This window comes from Streptomyces sp. STAM6, from assembly GCF_054963715.1.
On the sequence record NZ_JBUEFZ010000028.1, the window covers coordinates 45,705 to 69,119 of the forward strand.

22 protein-coding genes and 2 pseudogenes are annotated in these 23,415 nt (G+C 71.2%); 15 read left to right on the top strand and 9 right to left on the bottom strand.

The genetic code is table 11. The features are described from left to right. Positions 1-4: 4 nt before the first annotated feature. On the bottom strand, positions 5-562 hold the full coding sequence (locus ACY34K_RS26165; protein WP_462751259.1) for a DM13 domain-containing protein: 558 nt from the start codon (positions 560-562) through the stop codon (positions 5-7). Positions 563-739: 177 nt separating this feature from the next. On the opposite strand from ACY34K_RS26165, the pseudogene ACY34K_RS26170 reads away from it, so the two are divergent. Next, positions 740-1,139 (top strand): annotated as a pseudogene (locus ACY34K_RS26170) (VOC family protein). Here the strand turns inward: ACY34K_RS26170 and ACY34K_RS26175 are convergent. Next, positions 1,079-1,816, bottom strand: coding sequence for a helix-turn-helix domain-containing protein (locus ACY34K_RS26175; RefSeq protein WP_462751261.1), 738 nt, complete (start codon positions 1,814-1,816; stop codon positions 1,079-1,081). The pseudogene ACY34K_RS26170 and the gene ACY34K_RS26175 overlap by 61 nt on opposite strands. Before the next feature lie 35 nt (positions 1,817-1,851). Then, on the bottom strand, positions 1,852-3,108 hold the full coding sequence (locus ACY34K_RS26180; RefSeq protein WP_462751263.1) for a YihY/virulence factor BrkB family protein: 1,257 nt from the start codon (positions 3,106-3,108) through the stop codon (positions 1,852-1,854). A 17-nt stretch (positions 3,109-3,125) separates the two neighbouring features. Here ACY34K_RS26180 and ACY34K_RS26185 point away from each other — a divergent pair, with 17 nt between their 5' ends. The 14 genes from ACY34K_RS26185 (at position 3,126) to ACY34K_RS26250 (ending at position 16,853) form a co-directional block, all read left to right on the top strand. Continuing rightward, positions 3,126-4,763, top strand: a complete 1,638-nt coding sequence (locus ACY34K_RS26185) for an acyl-CoA dehydrogenase family protein (protein ID WP_462751265.1) — start codon at positions 3,126-3,128, stop codon at positions 4,761-4,763. A gap of 295 nt (positions 4,764-5,058) precedes the next feature. Next, complete coding sequence (locus tag ACY34K_RS26190) at positions 5,059-6,405, top strand: GAF domain-containing protein (protein WP_462751267.1); 1,347 nt, start codon at positions 5,059-5,061, stop codon at positions 6,403-6,405. A 13-nt stretch (positions 6,406-6,418) separates the two neighbouring features. Beyond that, positions 6,419-6,985: a GNAT family N-acetyltransferase gene (locus ACY34K_RS26195; RefSeq protein WP_462751269.1), complete on the top strand. Its 567-nt coding sequence runs from the start codon at positions 6,419-6,421 to the stop codon at positions 6,983-6,985. 361 nt (positions 6,986-7,346) lie between these two features. Continuing rightward, on the top strand, positions 7,347-7,430 hold the full coding sequence (locus tag ACY34K_RS26200; protein ID WP_312846103.1) for a putative leader peptide: 84 nt from the start codon (positions 7,347-7,349) through the stop codon (positions 7,428-7,430). 126 nt (positions 7,431-7,556) lie between these two features. Beyond that, positions 7,557-9,254 (top strand): nitrite/sulfite reductase, encoded by a 1,698-nt coding sequence (locus tag ACY34K_RS26205; RefSeq protein ID WP_462751271.1) that lies wholly within the window; start codon positions 7,557-7,559, stop codon positions 9,252-9,254. A 118-nt stretch (positions 9,255-9,372) separates the two neighbouring features. After that, the gene (locus ACY34K_RS26210; protein ID WP_462751273.1) at positions 9,373-9,552 is read left to right on the top strand and encodes a hypothetical protein; all 180 of its coding nucleotides are present in this window, start codon (positions 9,373-9,375) and stop codon (positions 9,550-9,552) included. Next, positions 9,549-10,250 (top strand): phosphoadenylyl-sulfate reductase, encoded by a 702-nt coding sequence (locus ACY34K_RS26215; protein ID WP_462751275.1) that lies wholly within the window; start codon positions 9,549-9,551, stop codon positions 10,248-10,250. The genes ACY34K_RS26210 and ACY34K_RS26215 overlap by 4 nt, the downstream gene beginning before the upstream one ends. 20 nt (positions 10,251-10,270) lie before the next feature. Further along, positions 10,271-10,804, top strand: a complete 534-nt coding sequence (cysC, locus tag ACY34K_RS26220; protein WP_462751277.1) for an adenylyl-sulfate kinase — start codon at positions 10,271-10,273, stop codon at positions 10,802-10,804. After that, complete coding sequence (gene cysD / locus ACY34K_RS26225; protein ID WP_462751279.1) at positions 10,801-11,736, top strand: sulfate adenylyltransferase subunit CysD; 936 nt, start codon at positions 10,801-10,803, stop codon at positions 11,734-11,736. The genes cysC and cysD overlap by 4 nt, the downstream gene beginning before the upstream one ends. A gap of 2 nt (positions 11,737-11,738) precedes the next feature. Beyond that, positions 11,739-13,076: a sulfate adenylyltransferase subunit 1 gene (locus tag ACY34K_RS26230; protein WP_462751281.1), complete on the top strand. Its 1,338-nt coding sequence runs from the start codon at positions 11,739-11,741 to the stop codon at positions 13,074-13,076. 207 nt (positions 13,077-13,283) lie between these two features. Further along, positions 13,284-14,393, top strand: coding sequence for an aliphatic sulfonate ABC transporter substrate-binding protein (locus ACY34K_RS26235; protein ID WP_462751283.1), 1,110 nt, complete (start codon positions 13,284-13,286; stop codon positions 14,391-14,393). Between the two features lie 34 nt (positions 14,394-14,427). Next, complete coding sequence (locus ACY34K_RS26240) at positions 14,428-15,219, top strand: ABC transporter ATP-binding protein (protein ID WP_462751285.1); 792 nt, start codon at positions 14,428-14,430, stop codon at positions 15,217-15,219. Next, positions 15,206-16,096, top strand: coding sequence for an ABC transporter permease (locus tag ACY34K_RS26245; RefSeq protein ID WP_462751287.1), 891 nt, complete (start codon positions 15,206-15,208; stop codon positions 16,094-16,096). Before ACY34K_RS26240 ends, ACY34K_RS26245 begins: the two co-directional genes overlap by 14 nt. A gap of 7 nt (positions 16,097-16,103) precedes the next feature. Beyond that, positions 16,104-16,853: a sirohydrochlorin chelatase gene (locus ACY34K_RS26250; protein ID WP_462751289.1), complete on the top strand. Its 750-nt coding sequence runs from the start codon at positions 16,104-16,106 to the stop codon at positions 16,851-16,853. Positions 16,854-16,856: 3 nt separating this feature from the next. On the opposite strand, the gene ACY34K_RS26255 is transcribed toward ACY34K_RS26250, so the two are convergent. The 6 genes and pseudogenes from ACY34K_RS26255 to ACY34K_RS26280 form a co-directional block, all read right to left on the bottom strand. Continuing rightward, positions 16,857-17,408 (bottom strand): DUF1697 domain-containing protein, encoded by a 552-nt coding sequence (locus ACY34K_RS26255; protein WP_462751291.1) that lies wholly within the window; start codon positions 17,406-17,408, stop codon positions 16,857-16,859. A 65-nt stretch (positions 17,409-17,473) separates the two neighbouring features. Further along, a complete protein-coding gene (locus ACY34K_RS26260) occupies positions 17,474-18,667 on the bottom strand; it encodes a S8 family peptidase (protein WP_462751293.1) in 1,194 nt (397 codons plus the stop codon). 277 nt (positions 18,668-18,944) lie between these two features. Next, a pseudogene (mgt, locus tag ACY34K_RS26265) lies at positions 18,945-20,224 on the bottom strand (macrolide-inactivating glycosyltransferase). Then, positions 20,196-21,509 (bottom strand): ABC transporter substrate-binding protein, encoded by a 1,314-nt coding sequence (locus tag ACY34K_RS26270; protein WP_462751295.1) that lies wholly within the window; start codon positions 21,507-21,509, stop codon positions 20,196-20,198. The pseudogene mgt and the gene ACY34K_RS26270 overlap by 29 nt, the downstream one beginning before the upstream one ends. Beyond that, positions 21,506-22,348, bottom strand: coding sequence for a carbohydrate ABC transporter permease (locus ACY34K_RS26275; protein ID WP_462751297.1), 843 nt, complete (start codon positions 22,346-22,348; stop codon positions 21,506-21,508). Before ACY34K_RS26275 ends, ACY34K_RS26270 begins: the two co-directional genes overlap by 4 nt. After that, complete coding sequence (locus ACY34K_RS26280; protein ID WP_462751299.1) at positions 22,345-23,292, bottom strand: carbohydrate ABC transporter permease; 948 nt, start codon at positions 23,290-23,292, stop codon at positions 22,345-22,347. The genes ACY34K_RS26275 and ACY34K_RS26280 overlap by 4 nt, the downstream gene beginning before the upstream one ends. Positions 23,293-23,415 lie beyond the last annotated feature (123 nt).

The following is a 23,415-nucleotide window of genomic DNA, read 5'->3' on the forward strand; positions in this document are numbered from 1 at the left end:
AACATTACGAAACCTTGAGGGCCGCGGCTCCGAAGGAGACGTCGAAGCGGTCGCACCAGATACTCACGCTGGTGTACTTGTCCAGGTCGACGCCGGCGGGCAGGGCGTAGTTCTGGTCGCCCTTGTTGCCCTTGAGCTTGCCGAGGCTGATGTGCGCGCCGTCGTCGAAGACGCGCCAGCCGTCCGTGCCCTCGATCACCGGGGCGTCGGTGATCCACACGCGCAGGTCGGGACCGCTGCTGGTGTCGAGGTCCTCCAGCCGCAGGACCCGGGAGCCGTCGGGGAGTTCCAGGACGCGGACCGTGCCGCTGGTGCTGTGCTCGTGGCTGATCAGGGTGCCGCCGGCCACGGTCCGCGGGCCGGCGGGCGCGGAGGGAGCCGAGGGGGCGGAGGGTTCGGTGGTGGGTGCCGCCACCGCCCGGGGTACGGGTTCGCTGACGGTGTCGTCCGTCCACAGCTTCCACGGCTGGAACCAGTAGAGCCCGAAGCCCACCCCCACCAGCGCGAGCGCCAGCGCGCCGATCGTCACCGGGCTGGTCATCAGACGTCGTACACGACCCACGGCCGCCTCCTCGTGTGCGCAGGGTTGTCCCACCATTCAACGCGGGAAGCGCCCCGGCGGGCCCTGTGGGCCGATGACGAAAGTCTTACGCCCGCGGGAAGCCGTCAGGGCGACCAGTGATGCGCGACGTCCGATTCGTACAAGACCGCCCGGGGGACCGCCGCCTAGCGTCCCGGTATGACTGACGCACCACGACTCGACGCCATTCGGCCTCGTCGTCTCCGACCCGGCCGCCTCCTTCGCCTTCTACCGCCTCCTCGGCCTGGACGTCCCGGACGGCGCGGAATCCGCCCCGCACGTCGAGGTCACCCTGCCCGGCGGGATGCGGGTCATGTGGGACACCGAGGAGGTCGTGCGCTCCTACGACCCGGAATGGACGCGCCCGCGGGGCGGCGAGCGGGTGGGGCTCGCCTTCCGCTGCGCGAGCCCGGCCGGTGTCGACACGCTTTACGAGACGCTGGTGGCCGCCGGGCACCGGGGGCACAGGAAGCCCTGGGACGCGGTCTGGGGACAGCGCTACGCGGTGGTGCTGGACCCGGACGGCTGCGGCGTCTCGCTGTTCGCCGACGCCACGTAGGCCCCGAGGGTGAGACCGGCCAGGGTCCGCATCTCCCGCGCGAGATGCGCCTGGTCGGTGCAGCCCGCGGCGAGCGCCGCCTCGGCGTACGGCAGCCCGGCGCGGACGAGCGCGAGGGCGCGCCGCAGCCGGAGCACCCGGGCCAGGGTCTTGGGTCCGTAGCCGAAGGCGTCCAGGGATCTGCGGTGCAGCCGACGGGCGCCGAGGCCGACCGCGTCGGCGGTGGCGGCGACGGTGCGTCCGGTGTTCAGCGCTGCGACGACGGCGCGCAGCAGCGGATCGGGCGGGGGTGCGCCGGCCGCCCGGGACAGTACGACCTGCTCCAGCGCGGCGGCCGGATCGGCGGCGTCCCCCACCCGCTCGGCGAGGCGCCGCACCCTGTCCCCGGGCCACAGGTCGGCCAGGTCCACCCGCCGGTCGCGCAGCTCGTGCGCGGCCACGCCGAGCACTCCGGGCGCGTCCCCGGGCGCGAAACGCACGCCGGTGTATCCGGCCCCGGGGTCCTCGGGGACGTGGGCTGGTGTGTCGGGGCCGGCGACGAGCAGCCGGCCGTCGGTCCAGAGCAGGTCCATGCAGCCGTCGGGCAGGACCGGATGCACGGGTCCGGTCCCGCGCCGCTCCCCGGTGCGGGTCCAGACGACGGCGCCGTCGAGCAGTGACGGACGTTCCTCGTACATGTTTCCGAGCGTAGGGCGTCTCCGTCGGCGGAGCGCTACACGCCGCCCGGGCCGGGCTGGTCGAGATCCCGCTCCCCGGCCGGGTCCCGCTCCGCGCCGCGGTCCCGCTCCGCGTCCCGGTCCCGGTCCATCTCCCTCTCGCGGTCCCGGTCCTTCTCGCGCTCCTTCTCTCGCTCCTTGTCCTTGCCGGCGTGCAGGCGGGACTTCACGTCGTCCGGGGGCAGGAACCGCGACCAGCGCTCCGGGAACTCGGAGGGCATGTCCGGGTCCTCGTCGTCCAGCCCCTCCACCGCCGCCTTCGCCCGGGCGACCAGGGCGGCCGCCTCGGCCGTGCGGACGCGTTCGGTCTCCGCACGGGCCGCCGCCGTGGTGGCCGCGGGCCAGACCCGGTCGATCGCGGCGTTCACCGCGGCGCCGACGAGCACCGCGAAGGCGGAGATGCCGATCCACAGCAGGACCGCGATGGGGGCGGCGAGCGAGCCGTAGATCGTCGGCCCCTCGACCGTGCTGGTCAGGTAGATCCGCAGGACGAAGCTGCCGAGCACCCACATCGCGAGCGCCACCAGGGCGCCCGGGACGTCCTCGATCCACGGGGAACGCACCGGCACGGACACGTGGTAGAGGGTGGTGAGGAAGGCGATCGACAACAGGATGACGACGGGCCAGTACAGGATGGCGACGACTTCCGTGCCCCAGGGCACCAGTTCGACGACCCGGTCCGGGCCGACCACGGCCAGCGGCAGCACCACGGCGCCGATGATCAGCGCGATGATGTAGAGCAGGAAGGCCAGCAGCCGTGTGGCGACGATGCCGCGGTGGCCGTCCAGGCCGTACATCACGGTGATGGTGTCGATGAAGACGTTCACCGCGCGGGAGCCCGACCACAGCGCGATGGCGAAACCGATCGAGATGACGTCGGGGCGGCCGCCGTGGGTGACGTCCGCCAGCAGCGGCCTGGCGATGTCGTTGACGCCCCGGTCGGACAGGACCGTGCCGACGGCGCCGAGGATGTTCCGCTCGATGGAGGCGACCGTCGTGGTGTCGGTCCAGTCGTCGATGTAGCCGAGGAGTCCCAGCAGACCGAGCATCAGTGGCGGCAGCGACAGTAGGGTGAAGAACGCCGCCTCGGCGGCGAGACCGAGGATGCGGTACTCGATGCACGAATTGACGGTGTCCTTCAGGAGCAGCCACGCCATCTTCCGCTTCGACACATTGCGGTAGAGGGCCCGGGCCCTGTGGAGTCGTCCCCGGGAGTTCGGCGACTCCTGGGGTGTTTCATTTGCTGCCTGCACCTCCTTACCGTATCGGCATGGCAGCCACCACCCACACAGTGACCAACCAGGCTCCGCCCCTGGTCGGATACGACGTCTTCACCACGGACCGGGCTCTCACCGAGGCCGTGGAACGTCATCTTCCGCTCGAGCTCCTCGACGAGGCGCGCGGCGAACTGTCCTCGCTCGGCACTACCGCGGGCTCCGCCCAGGCGCAGGACTGGGGCGCCCTGGCGAACGAGTATCCGCCGAAGCTCCGTACCCACGACCGGTACGGCAACCGGATCGACGAGGTCGACTTCCATCCGGCCTGGCACCGGCTGCTCGGTCACGCGGTGACCAACGGCCTCACCAATGCCTGGGGGCGGCCGGGCGGCCACGTCCGCCGGGCGGCCGGGTTCCTGGTCTGGACGCAGGCGGAGGCCGGGCACGGGTGTCCGTTGTCGATGACGCACGCGGCGGTGCCGGCCCTGCGCACCGACCCGGAGCTGGCCGCCCTGTGGGAGCCGAAGCTGACGTCCCAGGTGTACGACGGGGAGGAGCTGCGCCCGGCCGCCGAGAAGGGCGGTGTGCTCTTCGGGATGGGCATGACCGAGAAGCAGGGCGGCAGCGACGTCCGGGCCAACACGACGACCGCGACGCCGCTGGACGCGGCGGGCGAGTACGTCCTGACGGGCCACAAGTGGTTCTGCTCGGCGCCGATGAGTGACGGATTCCTGGTCCTGGCCCAGGCGCCCGGGGGGCTCACCTGCTTCCTGGTGCCGCGGGTCCTGGAGGACGGGACGCGCAATGTGTTCCGGATCCAGCGGCTGAAGGACAAACTCGGCAACAGGTCGAACGCCTCGAGCGAGGTCGAGTTCGACGGGACGTGGGCACGTCGGGTCGGCGAGGAGGGGCGGGGGGTGCGCACCATCATCGAGATGGTCGCGGCCACCCGGCTGGACTGTGCGCTCGGTTCCGCAGCGCTGATGCGGCAGGCGGTGGCGCAGGCCGTGCACCACGCCGCGTACCGCAGCGCCTTCGGCGGGCCGCTGATCGACAAGCCGCTGATGCGCAACGTCCTGGCCGATCTGGCGCTGGAGTCGGAGGCGGCGACGACGCTGGCGCTGCGGCTGGCGGCGGCGTACGACGACGGGTCGGAGGAGGAGCGGGCGTTCCTGCGCCTCGCGGTGCCCGCGGCCAAGTACTGGGTGACGAAGCGGTGCACGCCGGTGACGGCCGAGGCACTGGAGTGTCTGGGCGGCAACGGCTATGTCGAGGAGTCGGGGATGCCGCGGCTGCTGCGCGAGTCGCCACTGAACTCGATCTGGGAGGGCTCGGGCAACGTCCAGGCGCTGGACGTGCTGCGGGCGCTGCAGCGGGAGCCGCAGGCGCTGAACGCCTTCCTGGCGGAGGTCGGCAAGGCCCGGGGCGCGGACCACCGGCTGGACGGGGCGATCAAGGACCTGCTGACCGAACTGGCCGATCTGGACGGCATCGAGGCGCGGGCCCGCAGGCTGGTGGAGCGGATGGCACTGGTGCTGCAGGGCTCGCTGCTGGTGCGCTGGGCGCCGGCGCAGGTGGCGGACGCGTTCTGCGCGTCCCGGCTGGGCGGTGACTGGGGCACGGCGTTCGGGACGCTGCCGCACAGCCTGGACCTAGCGGCGATCGTCGAGCGAGCGCGCGCGGTCGTCTGACCCGCGCCCCTGAGGTGAACCGAGCCTCGGACAGAGAAAGGACCCCGGGCGCGGGCCGTGGTGCGAGGGCCCGCGCCCGGGAGAGCGGCTGGGGTGATGCTGCGCCGACACGGCACCAACCCAACGCCGTACCGAAGACCGGTACGACGCCACTGTCGTACAGCTGCACGGCTGTTCGCGAGAGTTGCAAAGGGTTGCAGCGTTGTGGGTCATATCGTCTCCCGCCCCGCGCGGGGCGGGAGAGGATGGTGGTGTCAGAAGAAGCACCGTGGGCGGGCGGCAGCCGGGAGGGCCAGTGCGGGAAGCCACAGTCGACATCACGCGGCTCGCCGCGATGGACACGCGTGAGGCCGCACTGCTGCTCAAGGGGGTACGGGACGCCACGCTGCGGGGCGGCCGGCCCCGGCTCGCGCCGCGGGCCGACATACGGGATTCCTGGCAGCGGATGCTCCGCACGGGTGTGGACCCGGACCGGGACCGGCGTTCGGGGCTGTTGTCGCCGGCGGAGCTGGAGCGGCGCCGGGCGGAGTCGCCGCTGGCGGAGCTGCTGCCGCTGTTGCGCGAGGGCCTGGTGTCGGTGTCCGGCGCGGAGCGTGACGCGGTGGACCACATCATGGTGGTGGCGGACGCCGACGGCCGGGTGTTGTGGCGGGAGGGGAGTTCGGCCGTTCTCAGGAAGGCGGACGGGCACGGTTTCGAGCTGGGGGCCGACTGGACGGAGGCGACGGTCGGCACGAACGGGATCGGCACCCCGCTGGTGACGCGCCGGCCGGTCCATGTGCACTCGGCCGAGCACTTCGTGGCCACCCACCATTCGTGGACCTGTGCGGGCGCGCCGATCACCGATCCGCGGGACGGGCGACTGCTCGGGGCGGTCGATGTGAGCGGGCCGCTCTCGACGATGCACCCGGCGACGCTGATGCTGGTCAGCTCGGTGGCCAGGCTGGCCGAGGCGGAGCTGCGCAACCGCCACTTCTCGGATCTGGCGAAGCTGCGTTCGGTCGCGGCGCCGATCCTGTGCCGGGTGGGTGGCCGGGCGCTGGCCGTGGACACGCACGGGTGGATGGCGGGGGTCATCGGTATGCCCCCGGTGGACCGGCTGCCGCTGCCGGCCTCGTTCCGGGCCGGCCGGGTGTGGCTGCCGTCGCTGGGCATGTGCGCCGTGGAGCCGCTGCCCGGTGGCTGGCTGCTGCGGCTGGTGGAGGAGGAGGCGCAGGCGGCGGTGACGGCGAGCCGGCTGGTGCTGGACGTGAGCCGGCCGCGTCGGTGGTCGCTGGAGGTGTCGGGGGCGGCGGGCGGCTGGACGCAGGAATTGAGCCCGCGCCACGCCGAGCTGCTGTACGTCCTGGCCCTGCACCGGGACGGCCGTTCGGCGGCGGAGCTGGCCGGTGACGTGTTCGGCGACCGTACGCGCACGGTGACGGTCCGGGCCGAGATGTCCCGGATGCGGCGCACCCTGGGCGGGGTCCTCGCCCACCGCCCCTACCGCTTCCGCGAGGAGGTGGAGGTCGTGGTGATCGGCCCGGACGATCCCCGTGATCTGCTGCCCCAGTCGACGGCGCCGGCGGTGCGGAGCGCCCGTGGGGAGCCGGCGGGCGGGGCCGGGCCGGGCGGCCGCTTGGGTGACGGGGTGCGGTCGTGATTCCCTGGCCGGCATGAGCATCACTGTGACCACCTGGTCCCTGGAGCAGACCTCGCCCTCCGATCTGCGGCCGGCCGCGGACCCCGCCGGGGACGTGCGCATCGTGCGGGCCGAGGTGCCGTCGCCCGAGTTCAGCCGCTTCCTCTACAGCGCGGTCGGCGGCGACATACGCTGGACCGACCGGCTGGGTCTGACGTACGCCCAGTGGCGGGAGATCGTCGAGCGGCCGGGGGCGGAGACCTGGGTGGCGTACGACCGGGGGACGCCGGCCGGTTACGTGGAGCTCGATCCGCAGGACGACGGGGTCGTCGAGATCGTCTACTTCGGGCTGATTCCGGCGTTCCGGGGCCGGCGGATCGGCGGCCATCTGCTGTCGTACGGCACGGCCCGGGCCTGGGACCTGGCGGAGCGCTGGCCCGGCCGGGCGCCGACCGAGCGGGTGTGGCTGCACACCTGCTCGCTGGACGGGGAGCACGCGATGGACAACTACGCGCGGCGCGGCTTCCGGCTGTTCGACACCAAGGTGACGGAGGAGCCGGACGTACCGAACCCGGGCCCCTGGCCGGGCGCCCTCGGCTGACCGCCGGCGCCCCGTGGGCCGGGTGCCCGCACCCGGCCCCTCCCGGCGCCCCGACCTTCCCGGCCCTCCCGGGGCCCGACCTTCCCGGCCCCCCGGCGCCCGACCTTCCCGGCCCTCCCGGGGCCCGACCTTCTCGACCATCCCCGCGCCCGACCTTCCCGGCCCTCCCGCCGCCTCCGCCACACGGCCCTGGGGCCGCTCCGCCTCCCTGGTCGGCGGTCCGGTCCGTGCCCCGCCCCCCGCACACGCGCCGGTGCGGCGGAAAGTGACCGGCGACACATCCGTCCATATCTCGGGACACTCTTGTCCACATGATGGACGAACCTGGACTGGGTCCAAACCCCCATGGCACGCTTCCGTCATGTCTCGAGCTGGAATTGCCTTGGTGAGTCGGCGGCACGTCGACCTCGGCCGCATGTCCAGCGCCATCTGTCCGGTGAGCTGAGCGAACCAGCAACACCGCGATCACCTGAACTTCTGAGTCTCCAGCGCACCGCCGCGCCACCCCCTGTCTTGCGCGCGAGTGTGCAGGTCAGAGCCGCCCTCCTGCAGTCCCGAAGGACGTATCGTCATGGCCGCCACCCCGGAAAAGCCCGCACCCGCCACGCCCCGCCGCAAGGCCGGGCGCCACCGTGGCGAGGGTCAGTGGGCCGTGGGCCACTTCACGCCCCTCAACGGCAACGAGCAGTTCAAGAAGGACGACGACGGTCTCAATGTGCGGACACGCATTGAGACGATCTACTCCAAGGCCGGCTTCGACTCGATCGACCCCAACGACCTGCGCGGACGCATGCGCTGGTGGGGGCTCTACACCCAGCGCAAGCCCGGGATCGACGGCGGCAAGACCGCGATCCTGGAGCCGGAGGAGCTGGACGACGAGTACTTCATGCTCCGCGTCCGTATCGACGGCGGCCGTCTGACCACCGAGCAGCTGCGGGTCATCGGTGAGATCTCGCAGGAGTTCGCCCGCGGGACCGCCGACATCACCGACCGGCAGAACATCCAGTACCACTGGATCCGGATCGAGGACGTCCCCGAGATCTGGAACCGGCTGGAGGCCGTCGGACTGTCGACGACGGAGGCGTGCGGCGACACCCCGCGTGTCATCCTCGGCTCGCCGGTCGCCGGCATCGCCGAGGACGAGATCATCGACGGCACCCCGGCCATCGAGGAGATCCAGCGCCGGATCGTCGGCAACAAGGCGTTCTCGAACCTGCCCCGCAAGTTCAAGTCGGCGATCTCCGGCTCCCCGCTGCTGGACGTGGCGCACGAGATCAACGACATCGCCTTCGTCGGTGTGCACCACCCCGAGCACGGCCCCGGCTTCGACCTCTGGGTCGGCGGTGGCCTGTCCACCAACCCCAAGATCGGTGTCCGCCTCGGCGCCTGGGTCCCCCTCGGCGAGGTCCCCGACGTCTACGAGGGCGTCATCTCGATCTTCCGCGACTACGGCTACCGCCGGCTGCGCACCCGCGCCCGTCTGAAGTTCCTGGTCGCCGACTGGGGCGCCGAGAAGTTCCGCCAGGTGCTGGAGGACGAGTACCTGAAGCGCAAGCTGGTCGACGGCCCCGCCCCGGCGCAGCCCGTGCAGCAGTGGCGCGACCACGTCGGCGTCCACCGGCAGCAGGACGGCAACTTCTACGTCGGGTTCGCGCCGCGCGTCGGCCGGGTCGACGGCGCCACTCTCACCAAGATCGCCGAGATCGCGGAGGCGCACGGCTCGGGCCGGCTGCGCACCACCGCCGAGCAGAAGATGCTCGTCCTCGACGTGGTCGAGAGCCAGGTCGAGTCGCTGGTGTCCGCGCTGGAGGCGCTGGACCTGCGGGTCAACCCGTCCCCGTTCCGCCGGGGCACCATGGCCTGCACGGGCATCGAGTTCTGCAAGCTGGCCATCGTCGAGACCAAGGCGCGCGGCGCCTCGCTGATCGACGAGCTGGAGCGCCGCATCCCGGACTTCGACCAGCCCATCACGATCAACATCAACGGCTGCCCCAACGCCTGCGCCCGTATCCAGGTGGCGGACATCGGTCTCAAGGGTCAGCTGGTCCTCGACGAGGAGGGCCGGCAGGTCGAGGGCTACCAGGTGCACCTCGGCGGCGCGCTCGGCCTGGAGGCCGGCTTCGGCCGCAAGGTCCGCGGGCTGAAGGTCACCGCCGCCGAGCTGCCCGACTACGTCGAGCGGGTCCTCAAGCGCTTCCAGGCGGAACGCGAGGACGGCGAGCGCTTCGCCACCTGGGCGGCCCGCGCCTCCGAGGAGGCCCTTTCGTGAGCGGCGCGCACACGGCCACCGGGCCGCACCGGACCGCGACGCCGGCGGCGCCGCGACGCGTGGGCGAAGACGGCGCCACCCCCGGGCCTCGGGCCCGGGGGGAGAACGAGGGGGCGCGGTGAGCGAGCGCGCCGCCCCGTTCTACTGCCCGTACTGCGGCGACGAGGACCTGCGGCCCAACGAGACGGGACACGGCGCGTGGGAATGCGCGGCGTGCAACCGGGCCTTCCGGCTGAAGTTCCTCGGGCTGCTCAGCCGGGGGCTTCAGGGCAACGACCGTGGAGGGGAAGCGATATGACGACCGTCCGTACGAAGGAAGAGCTGAAGGGGCTCGCCGACCAGGCGGGCCGCGATCTCGAAGAGGCCTCTCCGCTGGAGATCCTCCAGTGGGCCGCCGACACCTTCGGCGCGCGCTTCTGCGTGACCTCGTCCATGGAGGACGCGGTCGTCGCGCACCTCGCTTCCCGGGCGTTCCCCGGTGTCGACGTCGTCTTCCTCGACACCGGCTACCACTTCCCCGAGACGATCGGCACCCGTGACGCGGTGGCCGCAGTGATGGACGTCAACGTCATCACGCTGACGCCGCGGCAGACGGTGGCCGAGCAGGACGCCGAGTACGGCCCGAGGCTGCACGACCGCGACCCGGACCTGTGCTGCGCGCTGCGCAAGGTCAAGCCGCTGGAGGAGGGTCTGACCGCGTACGACGCGTGGGCGACCGGCCTGCGCCGCGACGAGTCCCCCACCCGGGCGAACACCCCGGTCGTCGGCTGGGACGAGAAGCGCCAGAAGGTCAAGATCTCGCCCATCGCCCGCTGGACGCAGGACGACGTGGACGCGTACGTCGCCGAGCACGGTGTCCTCACCAACCCGCTACTCATGGACGGATACGCCTCCGTGGGCTGCGCCCCCTGCACCCGCCGGGTGGCGGAGGGCGAGGACGCGCGCGCCGGCCGCTGGGCGGGCCGGGCCAAGACCGAGTGCGGGCTGCACGGATGACGACTGTGGGAGAGAAGAACGTGACTGGAGCCACCATCTGGCTCACCGGGCTGCCGAGCGCCGGCAAGACCACCATCGCGCACGAGCTGGCCGGCCGACTGCGCGGCGAGGGCCACCGTGTCGAGCTGCTCGACGGTGACGAGATCCGCGAGTTCCTCTCGGCGGGCCTCGGCTTCAGCCGCGAGGACCGGCACACCAACGTGCAGCGGATCGGCTTCGTCGCCGAACTGCTCGCGTCGAACGGTGTGAAGGTCCTGGTGCCGGTCATCGCCCCCTACGCGGACAGCCGCGAGGCGGTGCGCGGGCGCCACCAGCAGGAAGGCACTCCGTACGTCGAGGTGCACGTCGCCACTCCGGTGGAGGTCTGCTCCGTACGGGATGTGAAGGGGCTGTACGCCAAGCAGGCCGCGGGTGAGATCAGCGGGCTGACGGGCGTGGACGACCCGTACGAGGAGCCGGAGACTCCCGACCTGCGGATCGAGTCCCAGAACCAGACCGTGCAGGAGTCCGCCGCGGCGGTCCACACCCTGCTGACCGAGAGGGGACTGGCATGACGGCCACCGTCACCGGTATCCACGACACCGACAGCCCGTTCGCGCTGTCGCACCTGGACTCACTGGAGTCCGAGGCGGTGCACATCTTCCGCGAGGTGGCGGGTGAGTTCGAGCGGCCGGTGATCCTGTTCTCCGGCGGCAAGGACTCGATCGTCATGCTGCACCTCGCGCTGAAGGCGTTCGCGCCCGCCGCGGTTCCCTTCTCGCTGCTGCACGTGGACACCGGGCACAACTTCCCCGAGGTCATCGAGTACCGCGACCGCACGGTCGAGAAGTACGGGCTGCGGCTGCACGTCGCGTCGGTGCAGGAGTACATCGACGCCGGGAAGCTGCGTGAGCGCCCGGACGGCACCCGCAATCCGCTGCAGACGGTGCCGCTCACCGAGGCGATCCAGCAGCACCGTTTCGACGCGGTGTTCGGCGGCGGCCGCCGCGACGAGGAGAAGGCGCGCGCCAAGGAGCGGGTGTTCTCGCTGCGGGACGAGTTCTCGCAGTGGGACCCGCGCCGGCAGCGCCCGGAACTGTGGCAGCTGTACAACGGCCGGCACGCTCCCGGCGAGCACGTCCGGGTGTTCCCCCTGTCGAACTGGACCGAGCTGGACGTCTGGCAGTACATCGAGCGCGAGGACATCGAGCTGCCGGACATCTACTTCGCGCACGAGCGCGAGGTGTTCTCCCGCAACGGCATGTGGCTGACGGCCGGCGAGTGGGGCGGCCCGAAGGATTCCGAGCCGGTCGAGAAGCGGCTGATCCGCTACCGCACCGTCGGTGACATGTCCTGCACCGGTGCCGTCGACTCCGACGCGACCACGCTCGAGGCCGTGATCGCCGAGATCGCCGCGTCCCGGCTCACCGAGCGGGGCGCCACCCGGGCCGACGACAAGCTGTCCGAGGCCGCGATGGAAGACCGCAAGCGCGAGGGGTACTTCTAGAGATGTCCACCAAGACCGAGCAGCTGGCCGGGATCTCGGCCACCACCCTGCTGCGCTTCGCCACCGCCGGGTCCGTCGACGACGGCAAGTCCACGCTGGTGGGCCGGCTGCTGCACGACTCCAAGTCGGTGCTGGCCGACCAGCTGGAGGCCGTCGAGCACGCCTCGCGCTCGCGCGGCCAGGAGGCCCCCGACCTGGCGCTGCTGACCGACGGCCTGCGCGCCGAGCGGGAACAGGGCATCACCATCGACGTGGCGTACCGCTACTTCGCCACGCCGCGGCGCCGCTTCATCCTGGCCGACACGCCGGGCCATGTGCAGTACACCCGCAACATGGTCACGGGCGCGTCGACCGCCGAGCTGGCGGTCGTGCTGGTCGACGCCCGCAACGGGGTCGTCGAGCAGACCCGCCGCCACGCCGCGGTGGCCGCGCTGCTGCGCGTCCCGCACGTGGTGCTCGCGGTCAACAAGATGGACCTCGTCGGCTACGCCGAGCCCGTCTTCGCCGCGATCGCCGAGGAGTTCACGACCTACGCCTCCGAGCTCGGCGTCCCGGAGATCACCGCGATCCCGATCTCCGCGCTGGCCGGTGACAACGTGGTGGAGCCGTCCGCGAACATGGACTGGTACGGCGGCCCGACGGTGCTGGAGCACCTGGAGACCGTGCCGGTCAGCCACGACCTGACGGCGTGCCATGCGCGGTTCCCGGTGCAGTACGTGATCCGTCCGCAGACGGCCGAGCATCCCGACTACCGGGGCTACGCCGGTCAGATCGCCGCCGGTGCCTTCCGTGTGGGCGAGCAGGTCACCGTCCTGCCCTCCGGCCGTACCTCCACCATCACCGCGATCGACGCGCTCGGCGAGTCCGTCGACATCGCCTGGGCGCCGCAGTCCGTGACGATCCGGCTGGCCGACGACATCGACATCTCGCGGGGGGATCTGATCGCCCCGGCCGGTGACGCGCCCCGGACGACGCAGGACGTCGAGGCGACGGTCTGCCACGTGGCGGACCAGCCGCTCTCGGTCGGCCAGCGGGTGCTGCTGAAGCACACGACCCGCACCGTCAAGGCGATCGTCAAGGACATCCCGTCCCGGCTGACGCTGGACGACCTGTCCCAGCACGCGGCGCCGGGACAGCTGGTGGCCAACGACATCGGCCGGGTCGTGGTGCGCACCGCGGAGCCGCTGGCGCTCGACTCCTACGCGGACTCGCGCCGTACGGGCTCCTTCCTGCTGATCGACCCGGCGGACGGCACCACGCTGGCGGCCGGCATGGCGGGCGACGCGTTCGCCACGGCCAAGGCCCCGGCCCAGGCCGACGACGAGGGCTGGGACTTCTGATGGACGACGTGTACGCCACCTTCGCGAAGGAGGGCGGCCGGGTGGGCAGCGGCGCCCTCGGGTCGGGAACGGGGGGTGTCGCGCGATGTGCTCGCTGACGCCGCGCCCGCTCCCGTACCGCCGAAGACACCAAGACGCCGACATCCCGGCCACGCCCCTGACTCGCAGGAGGCCGTGACCGCCGGGCCCGAGGAGAGGAAACCCTCCGTGCCTGCCACATCCCGCACCACCCTGCGCCGCGGCCTCGCCGCTGCCGCCGCCCTGCCCCTGCTGATCGGGGCCCTCGCCTCCTGCGGCTACGGCTCCAAGGCCACCGAGGACACCTCCAAGGTGGCCGCCAAGGGCGAGAAGCTCTCGGCCGACTCGGTGCGGATCGGCTACTTCCCCAACCTCACGCACGCCACGGCGCTGGTGGGTGACCAGGAGGGCATCTTCCAGAAGGAGCTCGGCGGTACGCAGCTGAAGGTCTCCACCTTCAACGCCGGCCCGTCGGAGATCGAGGCGCTGAACGCCGACTCGATCGACATCGGCTTCATCGGACCCTCCCCCGCGATCAACGGGTACACCAAGTCCAAGGGCAAGAACCTGCGCATCATCGCCGGTTCGGCGTCGGGCGGGGTGAAGCTGGTCGTCAACCCGGCCAAGATCAGGACCCTGGCGGACGTCAAGGGCAAGCGGATCGCCACTCCGCAGCACGGCAACACCCAGGACGTCGCGTTCCTCAACTGGATCGCCGAGCAGGGCTGGAAGGTCGACGCGCAGAGCGGCAAGGGTGACGTCTCCGTGGTCCGCACGGAGAACAAGGTCGCTCCGGACGCCTACAAGTCCGGTTCCATCGACGGCGCCTGGGTGCCGGAGCCGACCGCGTCGAAGCTCGTCAGCGAGGGCGCGAAGGTGCTGCTCGACGAGTCGACGCTGTGGCCGGACAAGAAGTTCGTGATCACCAACATCATCGTGTCGCAGAAGTTCCTGAAGGCCCACCCGGACGTGGTGGAGGCGGTGCTGCGCGGTTCGGTGAAGACGAACGCGTGGATCAACGCCAACCCGGACAAGGCGAAGGCGTCCGCGAACACCAAGCTCAAGGCGCTCACCGGAAAGCCGCTGGGGGACAAGGTGATCGACCCGGCGTGGCCGTCCATTCAGTTCACCGACGACCCGCTGGCCACCACGCTCCAGGCGCAGGCGGACCACGCGGTGAAGGCCGGTCTCCTGGAGAAGCCGGACCTGTCCGGCATCTACGACCTGACCGCGCTCAACAAGGTCCTCAAGGCCGAGGGCAGGCCGGCGGTCGCCGACGCCGGTCTCGGCGCCGAGTAACCATCCATCCGTACGCTTCCAGGAGGTGACGACCATGGCCACCACGATCGCCAAGGCCGAGGACCGGGCCGGGCTGTCCACGCACGCCGCCCGTCTCGAGCACGTCTCGAAGTCCTTCGCCACTCCGGCCGGGCGGCAGCTCGTCCTGGACGACATCTCGCTCGATGTCGCGCCGGGTGAGTTCGTCACCCTCCTGGGAGCGTCGGGCTGCGGCAAGTCGACGCTGCTCAACCTGGTCGCCGGGCTCGACCGGCCGACTTCGGGGTCCATCGAGACCCCGGGCGGCCGGCCGGCCCTGATGTTCCAGGAGCACGCGCTGTTCCCGTGGCTGACCGCGGGCAAGAACATCGAACTGGCGCTGCGGCTGCGCGGCGTCGCCAAGAACGAGCGGCGGACCGAGGCCGAGCGGCTGCTGGAACTGGTGCGGCTGAACGGCTCGTACGGGAAGCGCGTCCACGAGCTGTCCGGCGGTATGCGCCAGCGGGTGGCGCTGGCCCGGGCGCTCGCGCAGGACAGTGATCTGCTGCTGATGGACGAGCCGTTCGCGGCGCTCGACGCCATCACCCGCGATGTGCTGCACGACGAGCTGACCCGCATCTGGCGGGAGACGAGGCTGTCGGTGCTGTTCGTCACCCACAACGTCCGCGAGGCCGTGCGGCTGGCCCAGCGTGTGGTGCTGCTGTCGTCCCGGCCGGGGCGGATCGCCCGGGAGTGGGAGATCGACATCCCGCAGCCGCGCCGTATCGAGGACGCCGCCGTGGCGGAGCTGTCCGTCGAGATCACCGAAGAACTGCGTGGGGAGATCCGCCGTCATGGCCAGCACTGATACGAAGACCACGGCCAAGTCCGACGATCTCGCGGGGCTCGAGGCGGGTCTGGACGCGCTGGACGCCGTCCAGGTGACGCGGACCCCGGTGCGCGACGTCCTGCTGAAGAAGGTCCTGCCTCCGGTGGTGGCCGTCGCGCTGGTGCTGGTGGTGTGGCAGCTGCTGGTGTGGGCGAAGGTCACCGAGGACTACAAGCTGCCGCCGCCGTCCGCGGTCTGGGACAGCCTTTCCACCATGTGGCTGGAGGGCACGCTCCTCGACGTGCTGTGGACCAGTGTGTCGCGTGCCCTGCTGGGCTTCGTGATGGCGCTGGCCATCGGTACGCCGCTGGGACTGCTGGTCTCCCGGGTGAAGTTCGTGCGCGCGGCGATCGGTCCGATCCTGTCCGGGCTGCAGTCACTGCCGTCGGTGGCCTGGGTGGCGCCCGCGGTGCTCTGGATCGGTCTCAACGACTCGATGATGTACGCGGTGATCCTGCTGGGTGCCGTGCCGTCGATCGCCAACGGTCTGGTGGCGGGTGTCGACCAGGTTCCGCCGCTGTTCCTGCGGGCCGGCCGCACACTCGGCGCGACCGGGCTCAGGGGCGCCTGGCACATCGTGATGCCGGCCGCGCTGCCGGGCTATCTGGCCGGTCTGAAGCAGGGCTGGGCGTTCTCCTGGCGCTCGCTGATGGCGGCCGAGATCATCGCCTCCTCTCCCGAACTGGGTCTGGGGCTCGGCCAGTTGCTGGAGAACGGCCGCAACAACATCGACATGCCGGGGATCTTCCTCGCGATCATCCTGATCCTGATCGTGGGTATCGCGATCGATCTGCTGATCTTCAGCCCGCTGGAGCGCACGGTGCTGCGCCGCCGCGGTCTGCTGGTGAAGAGCTGAGCCGACCATGAACCGTCCTGTCCTGCTCGTGATCGCCCACGGCAGCCGCGACCCGCGGCACGCCGCGACCGTCCACTCCCTGGTGCGGCGGGCCGGGGCGATGCGTCCCGGGCTGCGGGTGGAGACGGCGTTCCTGGACTTCAACGTCCCGTCGGTGCCCGGTGTGCTGGAGCGGCTCGCGGCGGAGGGGGTGCGCGACGTGGTCGCGCTGCCCCTGCTGCTGACCCGCGCCTTCCACGCCAAGGCCGACATCCCGGCCGTACTGCGCCAGGCGCCCGCCGCGCTGCGGATACGGCAGGCCGAGGTGCTCGGGCCGTCCCCCCTGCTGGTGGCGGCGGTCGAGCGGCGGCTGTACGAGGCCGGGCTCACGCCCGGCGACAAGCGCTCGACCGGGGTCGTCCTGGCCTCGGCGGGCTCCACCGACCCGGAGGCGATCGCAGTGATCGCTGAAATGGCGCGGGAGCTGCGGCACACCGGTTGGTGCGCCGTGCGGCCTGCGTTCGCCTCCGCTGTTTCCGCCGCGGGCTTCCTCCGCACCGAGGATGCCGTGCGGGCGCTCCGGACGAACGGCGTACGGCGGGTGGCGGTCGCCCCGTATGTGATCGCGCCCGGCCGGCTGCCCGACCGGATCGCCCGGGGCGCTGCCGGGGCGGATGTCCTCGCCGATGTGCTGGGCCCTTCGCCGGAGCTGGCCCGGCTGCTGCTGGAGCGGTACGACGGGGCGCGCGCCGAGCGGCGTGGCGCGCTGGTGGCCTGAGGTTCAGGCGCCGGTCAGTTCGACCAGTTTCTTCACGGTGTTCCAGTTGCGCGTGGTGCCGACGATGCCCTTGTTCAGGGCGGGCCGGGAAAGGGCGTCGGCCAGTTTGGAGCGGCCCAGGCCGCCCGGGGTGTAGAGGTAGAGCGCCCGGTCGCCGAGGCGGAACTCCTCCGGAAGGAAGGCCGCCTGGTCGAGCGCGGCGTACCGCTCCGCCGTCACCTGCTCCGAGAAGAACGTGACGTGCAGCTGCTTGCCCTCCAGCTCGGCCGCGGGGAAGGGGCAGGCGTCGGCGACGGCGCGCAGATACGGTCCGCCGCGGACGACGCACTCGACGGTGAAGCCGAAGTGCTTTTCGATAGCGGCCTCCAGCTCGGCGCCCAGGGCGTTCTCGCCGGCGCCGGACGCGCTGGTGAAGACGGCGTTGCCGCTCTGCAGATACGTCTGTACGCCGGCGTGGCCGAGCTCCGTCAGCAGGGTGCGGAGCTGTGCCATGGGCACCTTCTTGTGGCCGCTGACATTGATCCCGCGCAGCAGGGCGGCGTATCTCGTCGTCATGGTCACACGATAGGACGGCCGCCGTGCCCCGTGGGGGAGGGCACGGCGGCCGCCGGTCCGGGGGGTTACTCCACGATCTTCAGCAGCTTATTGGGCGTGCCCTGCGTGGGGTTGGAGATCTTGTCGGGCGTGGCGCCGTCGGTGAGCGCCTTGGCGACCTGCTCCGGGGTGGCGTCCTTGTGGCCCGCCAGGTACACCGCGGCGGCGCCCACGACGTGCGGGGTGGCCATGGAGGTGCCGGAGATGGTGTTGGTGGCGTCGTCGCCCTCGTTCCACGTCGAGGTGATGTCGGAGCCCGGGGCGTAGAGGTCCACGACCGAACCGAAGTTGGAGAAGCCGGACTGCTGGTCTTCCTTGGTGGAGGAGGCGACCGTGATGGCCTCCTGGACCCGCGCCGGGGACTTCTGTCCGGCGTCGCTGGACTCGTTGCCCGCGGCGACACCGAAGGTGATGCCGGCGGCGATGGCCTTGCGGACGGCCTCGTCGAGGGCCGGGTCGGCGCCGCCGCCGAGGCTCATGTTGGCGACGGACGGGCCCTGGTGGTTCTTGGTGACCCAGTCGATGCCCGCGACGACCTGCTCGGTGGTGCCGGAGCCGTTGTCGTCGAGGACGCGCACGGCGACGATCTTCGCCTTCTTGGCGACACCGTGCGAGGCGCCCGCGATGGTGCCGGCGACGTGCGTGCCGTGGCCGTTGCCGTCGTTGGCATCGTTGTCGTTGTCGATGGCGTCGAAGCCGGAGGTCGCCCGGCCCTCGAAGTCCTTGTGGCTGACCCGCACACCGGTGTCGATGACGTACGCGGTGACGCCCTCGCCGCCGTTGTCGGGGTAGGTGTACTTGCTGTCGCCGGCGGTGTCGGCCTGGTCGACCCGGTCGAGGCCCCAGGACGGGGGGTTGTCCTGGGTGGCGTCGATGGTGAACTTCTTGTTCTGGACGACCTTGGCGACGGCCGGGTCGGCCGCGAGACGCTTGGCCTCGGTCTCCGAAAGCCCGCTGGCGGAGAAGCCGTTGACCGCCGAGGTGTAGCTGCGCTGGAGCTTGCCGCCGTACTCCTGGGCGAGCTCCTTCTGGTCCGCCTTCTCGTCCAGGAGGACGATGTAGCTGCCGGAGACGGCGCCTTCGGCGCCGAGGCCGTAGACGGTTCCTTCGGCGGGGGCGGGGGCGGCGCCGGCGTAGGAGGTGCCGAACACGGTCACCGACGCGACGGCGGCTATGGCCGCGGAGAGCTTGATTCCGCGCGCACGCTTGTGAGTTGCCATGAAGAGGGGTCTCCTCGTCATCATTTGTGGGGGGAATGGCGCCGGACGGCAATTCTTCCGGGGCCGTTCGAAACCCTGACCGATTGACGAGTGCAAATCAAGAGCTTCATACAGCTGTGACTTACTCAACAAAGTTGCGTAATAAAAAATCAGCCACGGCCGGGCAAAGCGGGCACGGCGTGACAACGAGGCGCGGCCTGACCCATGTGGCCACACCACGCCTCATTACGCCCCGTGTTGAGATGCGCGGACCGCTTCACGACCCGCCCCCGGCCCCTCAGGGGAGTTCGGCCTCGATGAGGTCGGCGGCCCGTGCCGCACCGCCCTCGGCGGCCATGCTCAGCCTGATCTCCCGGGCGCGCCGGGCGACTTCGGGATCGTCCACGAGTTCCAGGACGGCCACCCGCAGCGCCTCGGCCGTGGCGTCGGCCATCGGCAGATGGCGGGCCACGCCCAGCGAGGCCAGCATGTCGGCGTTGCCGAACTGGTCGACGGCCTGCGGGACGGCGACCATGGGCGTGCCGGTCGCGAGCCCCTCCTGGGCACCACCCGCGCCCGCGTGCGTGATGAACGCGTCCGCCTGGCGCAGCACGGACAACTGCGGGACCCAGTCGCGCACTTCGACGTTGACGGGCACCTCGCCGAGCTCGGCGAGGTCGACGTGCTTGCCGATCTGCAGGACGACATGCCATCCGGGCAGGTCGCCGAAGGCCCGTACGCACGCCCGGTAGAAGTCGGGCCGCTTGGTGAAGGCGGAGCCGAGCGAGACCAGCAGCACCTTCTCCGCACCGGCCGGCCGCCGCCACTCCCCCTGCTCCGCCCGGTCGCCCTGGCAGGCCCCGACGAAGGTGTACACGGACGCGTCGACCCGGTCCGCGTTCGGCTGGAGCACCCTGGGGATCAGCACCACGGCGCGGCGGGGGCGGGCGATGAGCCGGTCAGGGTGTGTGTCGACGCCGTTCTCGCCGAGCCACGCCTCGAAGCGCGCATAGTACGCCTTGCCGCGTTCGGACGCCTTGAGGTCGGCGTACATCGGCTCGGCGACCTCCTCCTCGTACCCCTCCCAGGGAACGAGGTTGGGCCACAGCGACACGGCGGGCACGCCCCACCGATGGGCGAGCACCGGCGCCGGATAGGCGGTGATGTCATGGATGACCAGATCCGGCTCGTCGCCCTCGAAGGCGGCCGCGAGTTGCGGCAGGACCTGGATGGCGTCGTCCAGGAACGGCTCGATGTTGTCGATGAGTTCGGTGCCCCACGCCTCCGGGTCGTCGTCCGTGGGGAGGATGGACGTGTAGATCACCGGCTCGGCACCGGTTTCGGCGATCTTCTCGGCGAAGGACGCGGGGATCGCGTAACTGACGCGGTGACCACGGGCGACGAGTTCCCGGACGACTTCGAGGCTCGGATTGACGTGCCCGTGGGCGGCGATGGAGAACATGGCGATGTGGGCACGGTCTTCGGAGGTCATGACGACACCATAACGAGACGAGACGTCTCGTGCAACTCGGTGCGGCGGCGGTGGCGCTCACCGCTGGTAGCGCGCCAGCACCAGATTCCCGTCCTCCACCAGGCGTTGCTCCAGCTCCTCGGTGTCGATGGCGCCGCTGTAGTACTCCTGGAACGCGGGCGTGGCGACCTTGTCCTTCCACTCGGCGTAGCCGCGCACCGACTGCGCCGGGGCGGACACGAGGTGCCGGGCGAGCGCCGCGCCGGTGGCCCAGCCGTCCTTCCGGGTGCGCAGGGAGGGGTCCTTGAGCGCCTCGCTCCCGGTGGGGAGCATCCAGTCGCCGCGCGCGAGGCGCACCATGTTGCGCGGCTGGAGGAGGAAGTCGATGAACCGGGCCGCCTCCCGCTTGTACGGGCTGTCCTCGGCGATGGAAAGGGTCTGCGGGCTCACCCCCTGGGCCAGTCCGTCCTCGCCCGCCGGGGCGGGAAGCACGGTCCACGGGAAGCCCTCGGGAGCCTGCTGGACGATCTGCTGGCGGTACGAGAAGCCCAGCGGGACCATGGCGTACTTGCCGCCGAAGAAGCCGGGGAGGGTGTCGGAGCCCCCCGTGCCGAGGGTCGTGCGGGGCGCGCTGCGGTCGGTGTTGACCTGACCGTGGACGGTCCCGGGCACCACCGCGTCGCCCCGCTCGAACCGGATCTCCACCTTCCCGTCCTCGCGCCGGTGGAAGAGCTGCCCGCCCGCGGACAGACCGAGGTTGAGGCTGACGGAGACCGGTTCCTTCAGGGGCCAGGCGACGGCGTACTTCCCCGGCCCCATCGCCGCCGTCAGATCCTTGGTGATCCGCCGGAACTCGGGCCAGCTCCAGGGCTTGTCCGGGGTGGGGATGCGGACGCCGGCGGACCGGAGGATCCGCTCGTTGGCCATGATGACGCGGGGCTCCTGCAGGAACGGCACGCCGTACACCCCGCCGCCGAAGGTGACGGTGTCCCAGCTGTGGCGCGGGATGTCCGCCTTCAGCCGCTCGGGCAGCAGCTCGCGCAGGTCCGCGAGGTATCCGCCGTACGCGAAGTCGGCGAGGTCGTCGGAGGCGTCGTGGATGATGTCGGGCGCCTCGCCGCCCTCGAAGGAGGTGAGCAGCTGGTCGTGGACGCTGTCCCAGCTGCCCTGGACGTACCGCACCTGGACGTCGGGATGGGCGGCGTTCCACTCGTCGACGAGTTCCCTGTTGGCGTCGACGGACTCCTTCTGCCAGGCCAGGGACTGGAAGCGCAGCTCGATCCGCCCGTCCGAGCGCGGCTCGGGGTCCCCGGAGCAGCCGGCCAGCAGCAGGGAGAGGACCGCGACCACCGCGGCGAGCGGACGCATGTGCGCCGGGCGGAGGCGGGTCATGACTTCACCGCCCCGGCGAGCATGCCGCCCGTGATCCGCCGCTGGATGATCGCGAAGATGATCAGCGAGGGCAGGGTGGCCAGGAACGCCGCCGCGGCGAGCGGACCGAGGTCGGCGGCGCCCTCGGCGCCGATGAAGTGGGTGAGGACGACCGGCAAGGTCTGCTTCTCCGGGGTCTTGAGCAGGACGAGCGCGAAGAAGAACTCGTTCCATGCGGTGATGAAGGCGAAGAGCGCGGTGGCCACGATGCCCGGGGCGAGCAGGGGCGCTGTGACGGAGGCGAGGGTGCGCAGCCGGCCCGCGCCGTCGACGGCCGCGGCCTCCTCCAGCTCGGCCGGCACGGCCCGGACGTAACCGGTCAGCATCCACAGCGCGAACGGCAGCGACCAGACGACGTACACCATGATCAGGCCCAAGAGGCTGTCGATCAGGTGCAGGTACTTCAGGACCAGGAACAGCGGGATGATCACCAGGACGAAGGGGAACGCCTGGCTGATCACGACCCAGCCGGTGGCCGCGGCCGTGAGCCGCGAGCGGTGGCGGGCCATCACATAGGCCATGGGCGTGGCGATGACGACGGCGATCAGGGCGGCGCCGAGGGCCGCGGCGAGGCTGTTGCCGAGGGCCTGGAGCAGCGGCTGTTCGTCGAAGGCCTGGCGGAAGTTGCCGAGGGTCGGGTCGTCGGGGATCCAGGTGGGGTGCAGCGAGCCGAGCTCACGGGCCGGTTTGAAGGCGGTGGAGACCAGCCACAGGAAGGGGAAGGCGAGGAAGACCAGATACCCGAGGAGCGCCAGGTACTGACCGGCGCGCGCGGGGCCGCTGGGGCGAAGGCCGCTCACTGGTCCCTGTCTCCCTTCAGCCGGCCCACCAGATAGAGGGCGAGGAGTACGGAGATGACGGCGACCATCACACAGCCCATGGCCGCGGCGTAGCCGAACTGGCCGTAGCGGAAGGCCTCTTCGTAGGCGAAGAGCATGGGCAGCCGGGTGCGTCCGCCGGGGCCGCCGCTGGTCAGCACGTAGACCAGGGCGAAGGAGTTGAAGTTCCAGATGAAGTTGAGGGCGGTGATGGCGAGGGCGACGGGCTTGAGGGCGGGCCAGGTGACCGTGCGGAAGCGGCGCCAGGCGCCGGCGCCGTCGAGGGCCGCCGCCTCGTGCAGTTCCCGCGGGGTGTTCTGCAGGCCTGCCAGCAGGGCGACGGTGGTCTGCGGCATTCCGGCCCAGACGCCGACCACGATGACGGCGGGCAGTGCGGTGGCCAGGCCGGTGAGCCAGGCGCGGCCGTCCCCGAGCCCCAGATCGCGGATCGTCTCGTTGAGGACGCCCGCGTCGGGGTTGTAGACGAGCCGCCACATGATGCCGACGACCACCTCCGGCATCGCCCACGGGATGATCGCGAGGGCACGCGCGAGCCAGCGGAAGCGGAGGTTGTGGTTGAGCAGCAGGGCCAGTCCGAGAGCCAGGACGAACTGCGGCACGGTGACGCCGAAGGCCCAGAGCAGTCCGATCCGGAAGGAGTCCCAGAAGAGCGTGTCGTGCAGCAGGTCCTGGAGGTTGAGGGTGCCCACCCACTGGGTGGACCGGGTCCTGCCGGACTGCGCGTCGGTGAACGCCAGCGCGATGCCGTAGAGCAGCGGGCCGACGCTCAGGAGCAGGATCGGGATCAGTGCGGGCAGCACCAGGAACCAGGCCCCGTGGCCGGCCGGCCGGTGTGTCCGCCGTGGTGCTTGTGCCGGTCCGCCGGTTTTCCCGCCGGACCGCGTCGTCCCGGTCACCAATGTCACGGAACATTCCCCTTTATGAGGTTGACCCGGCCTGGCGTCATCGTCGTGAGGGGTCGTCGGTTCGTCAAGAAGGCCCGCACGGATGCGAGACTTGCCGGATTCCCCACGTGGCAGCTGTACCGG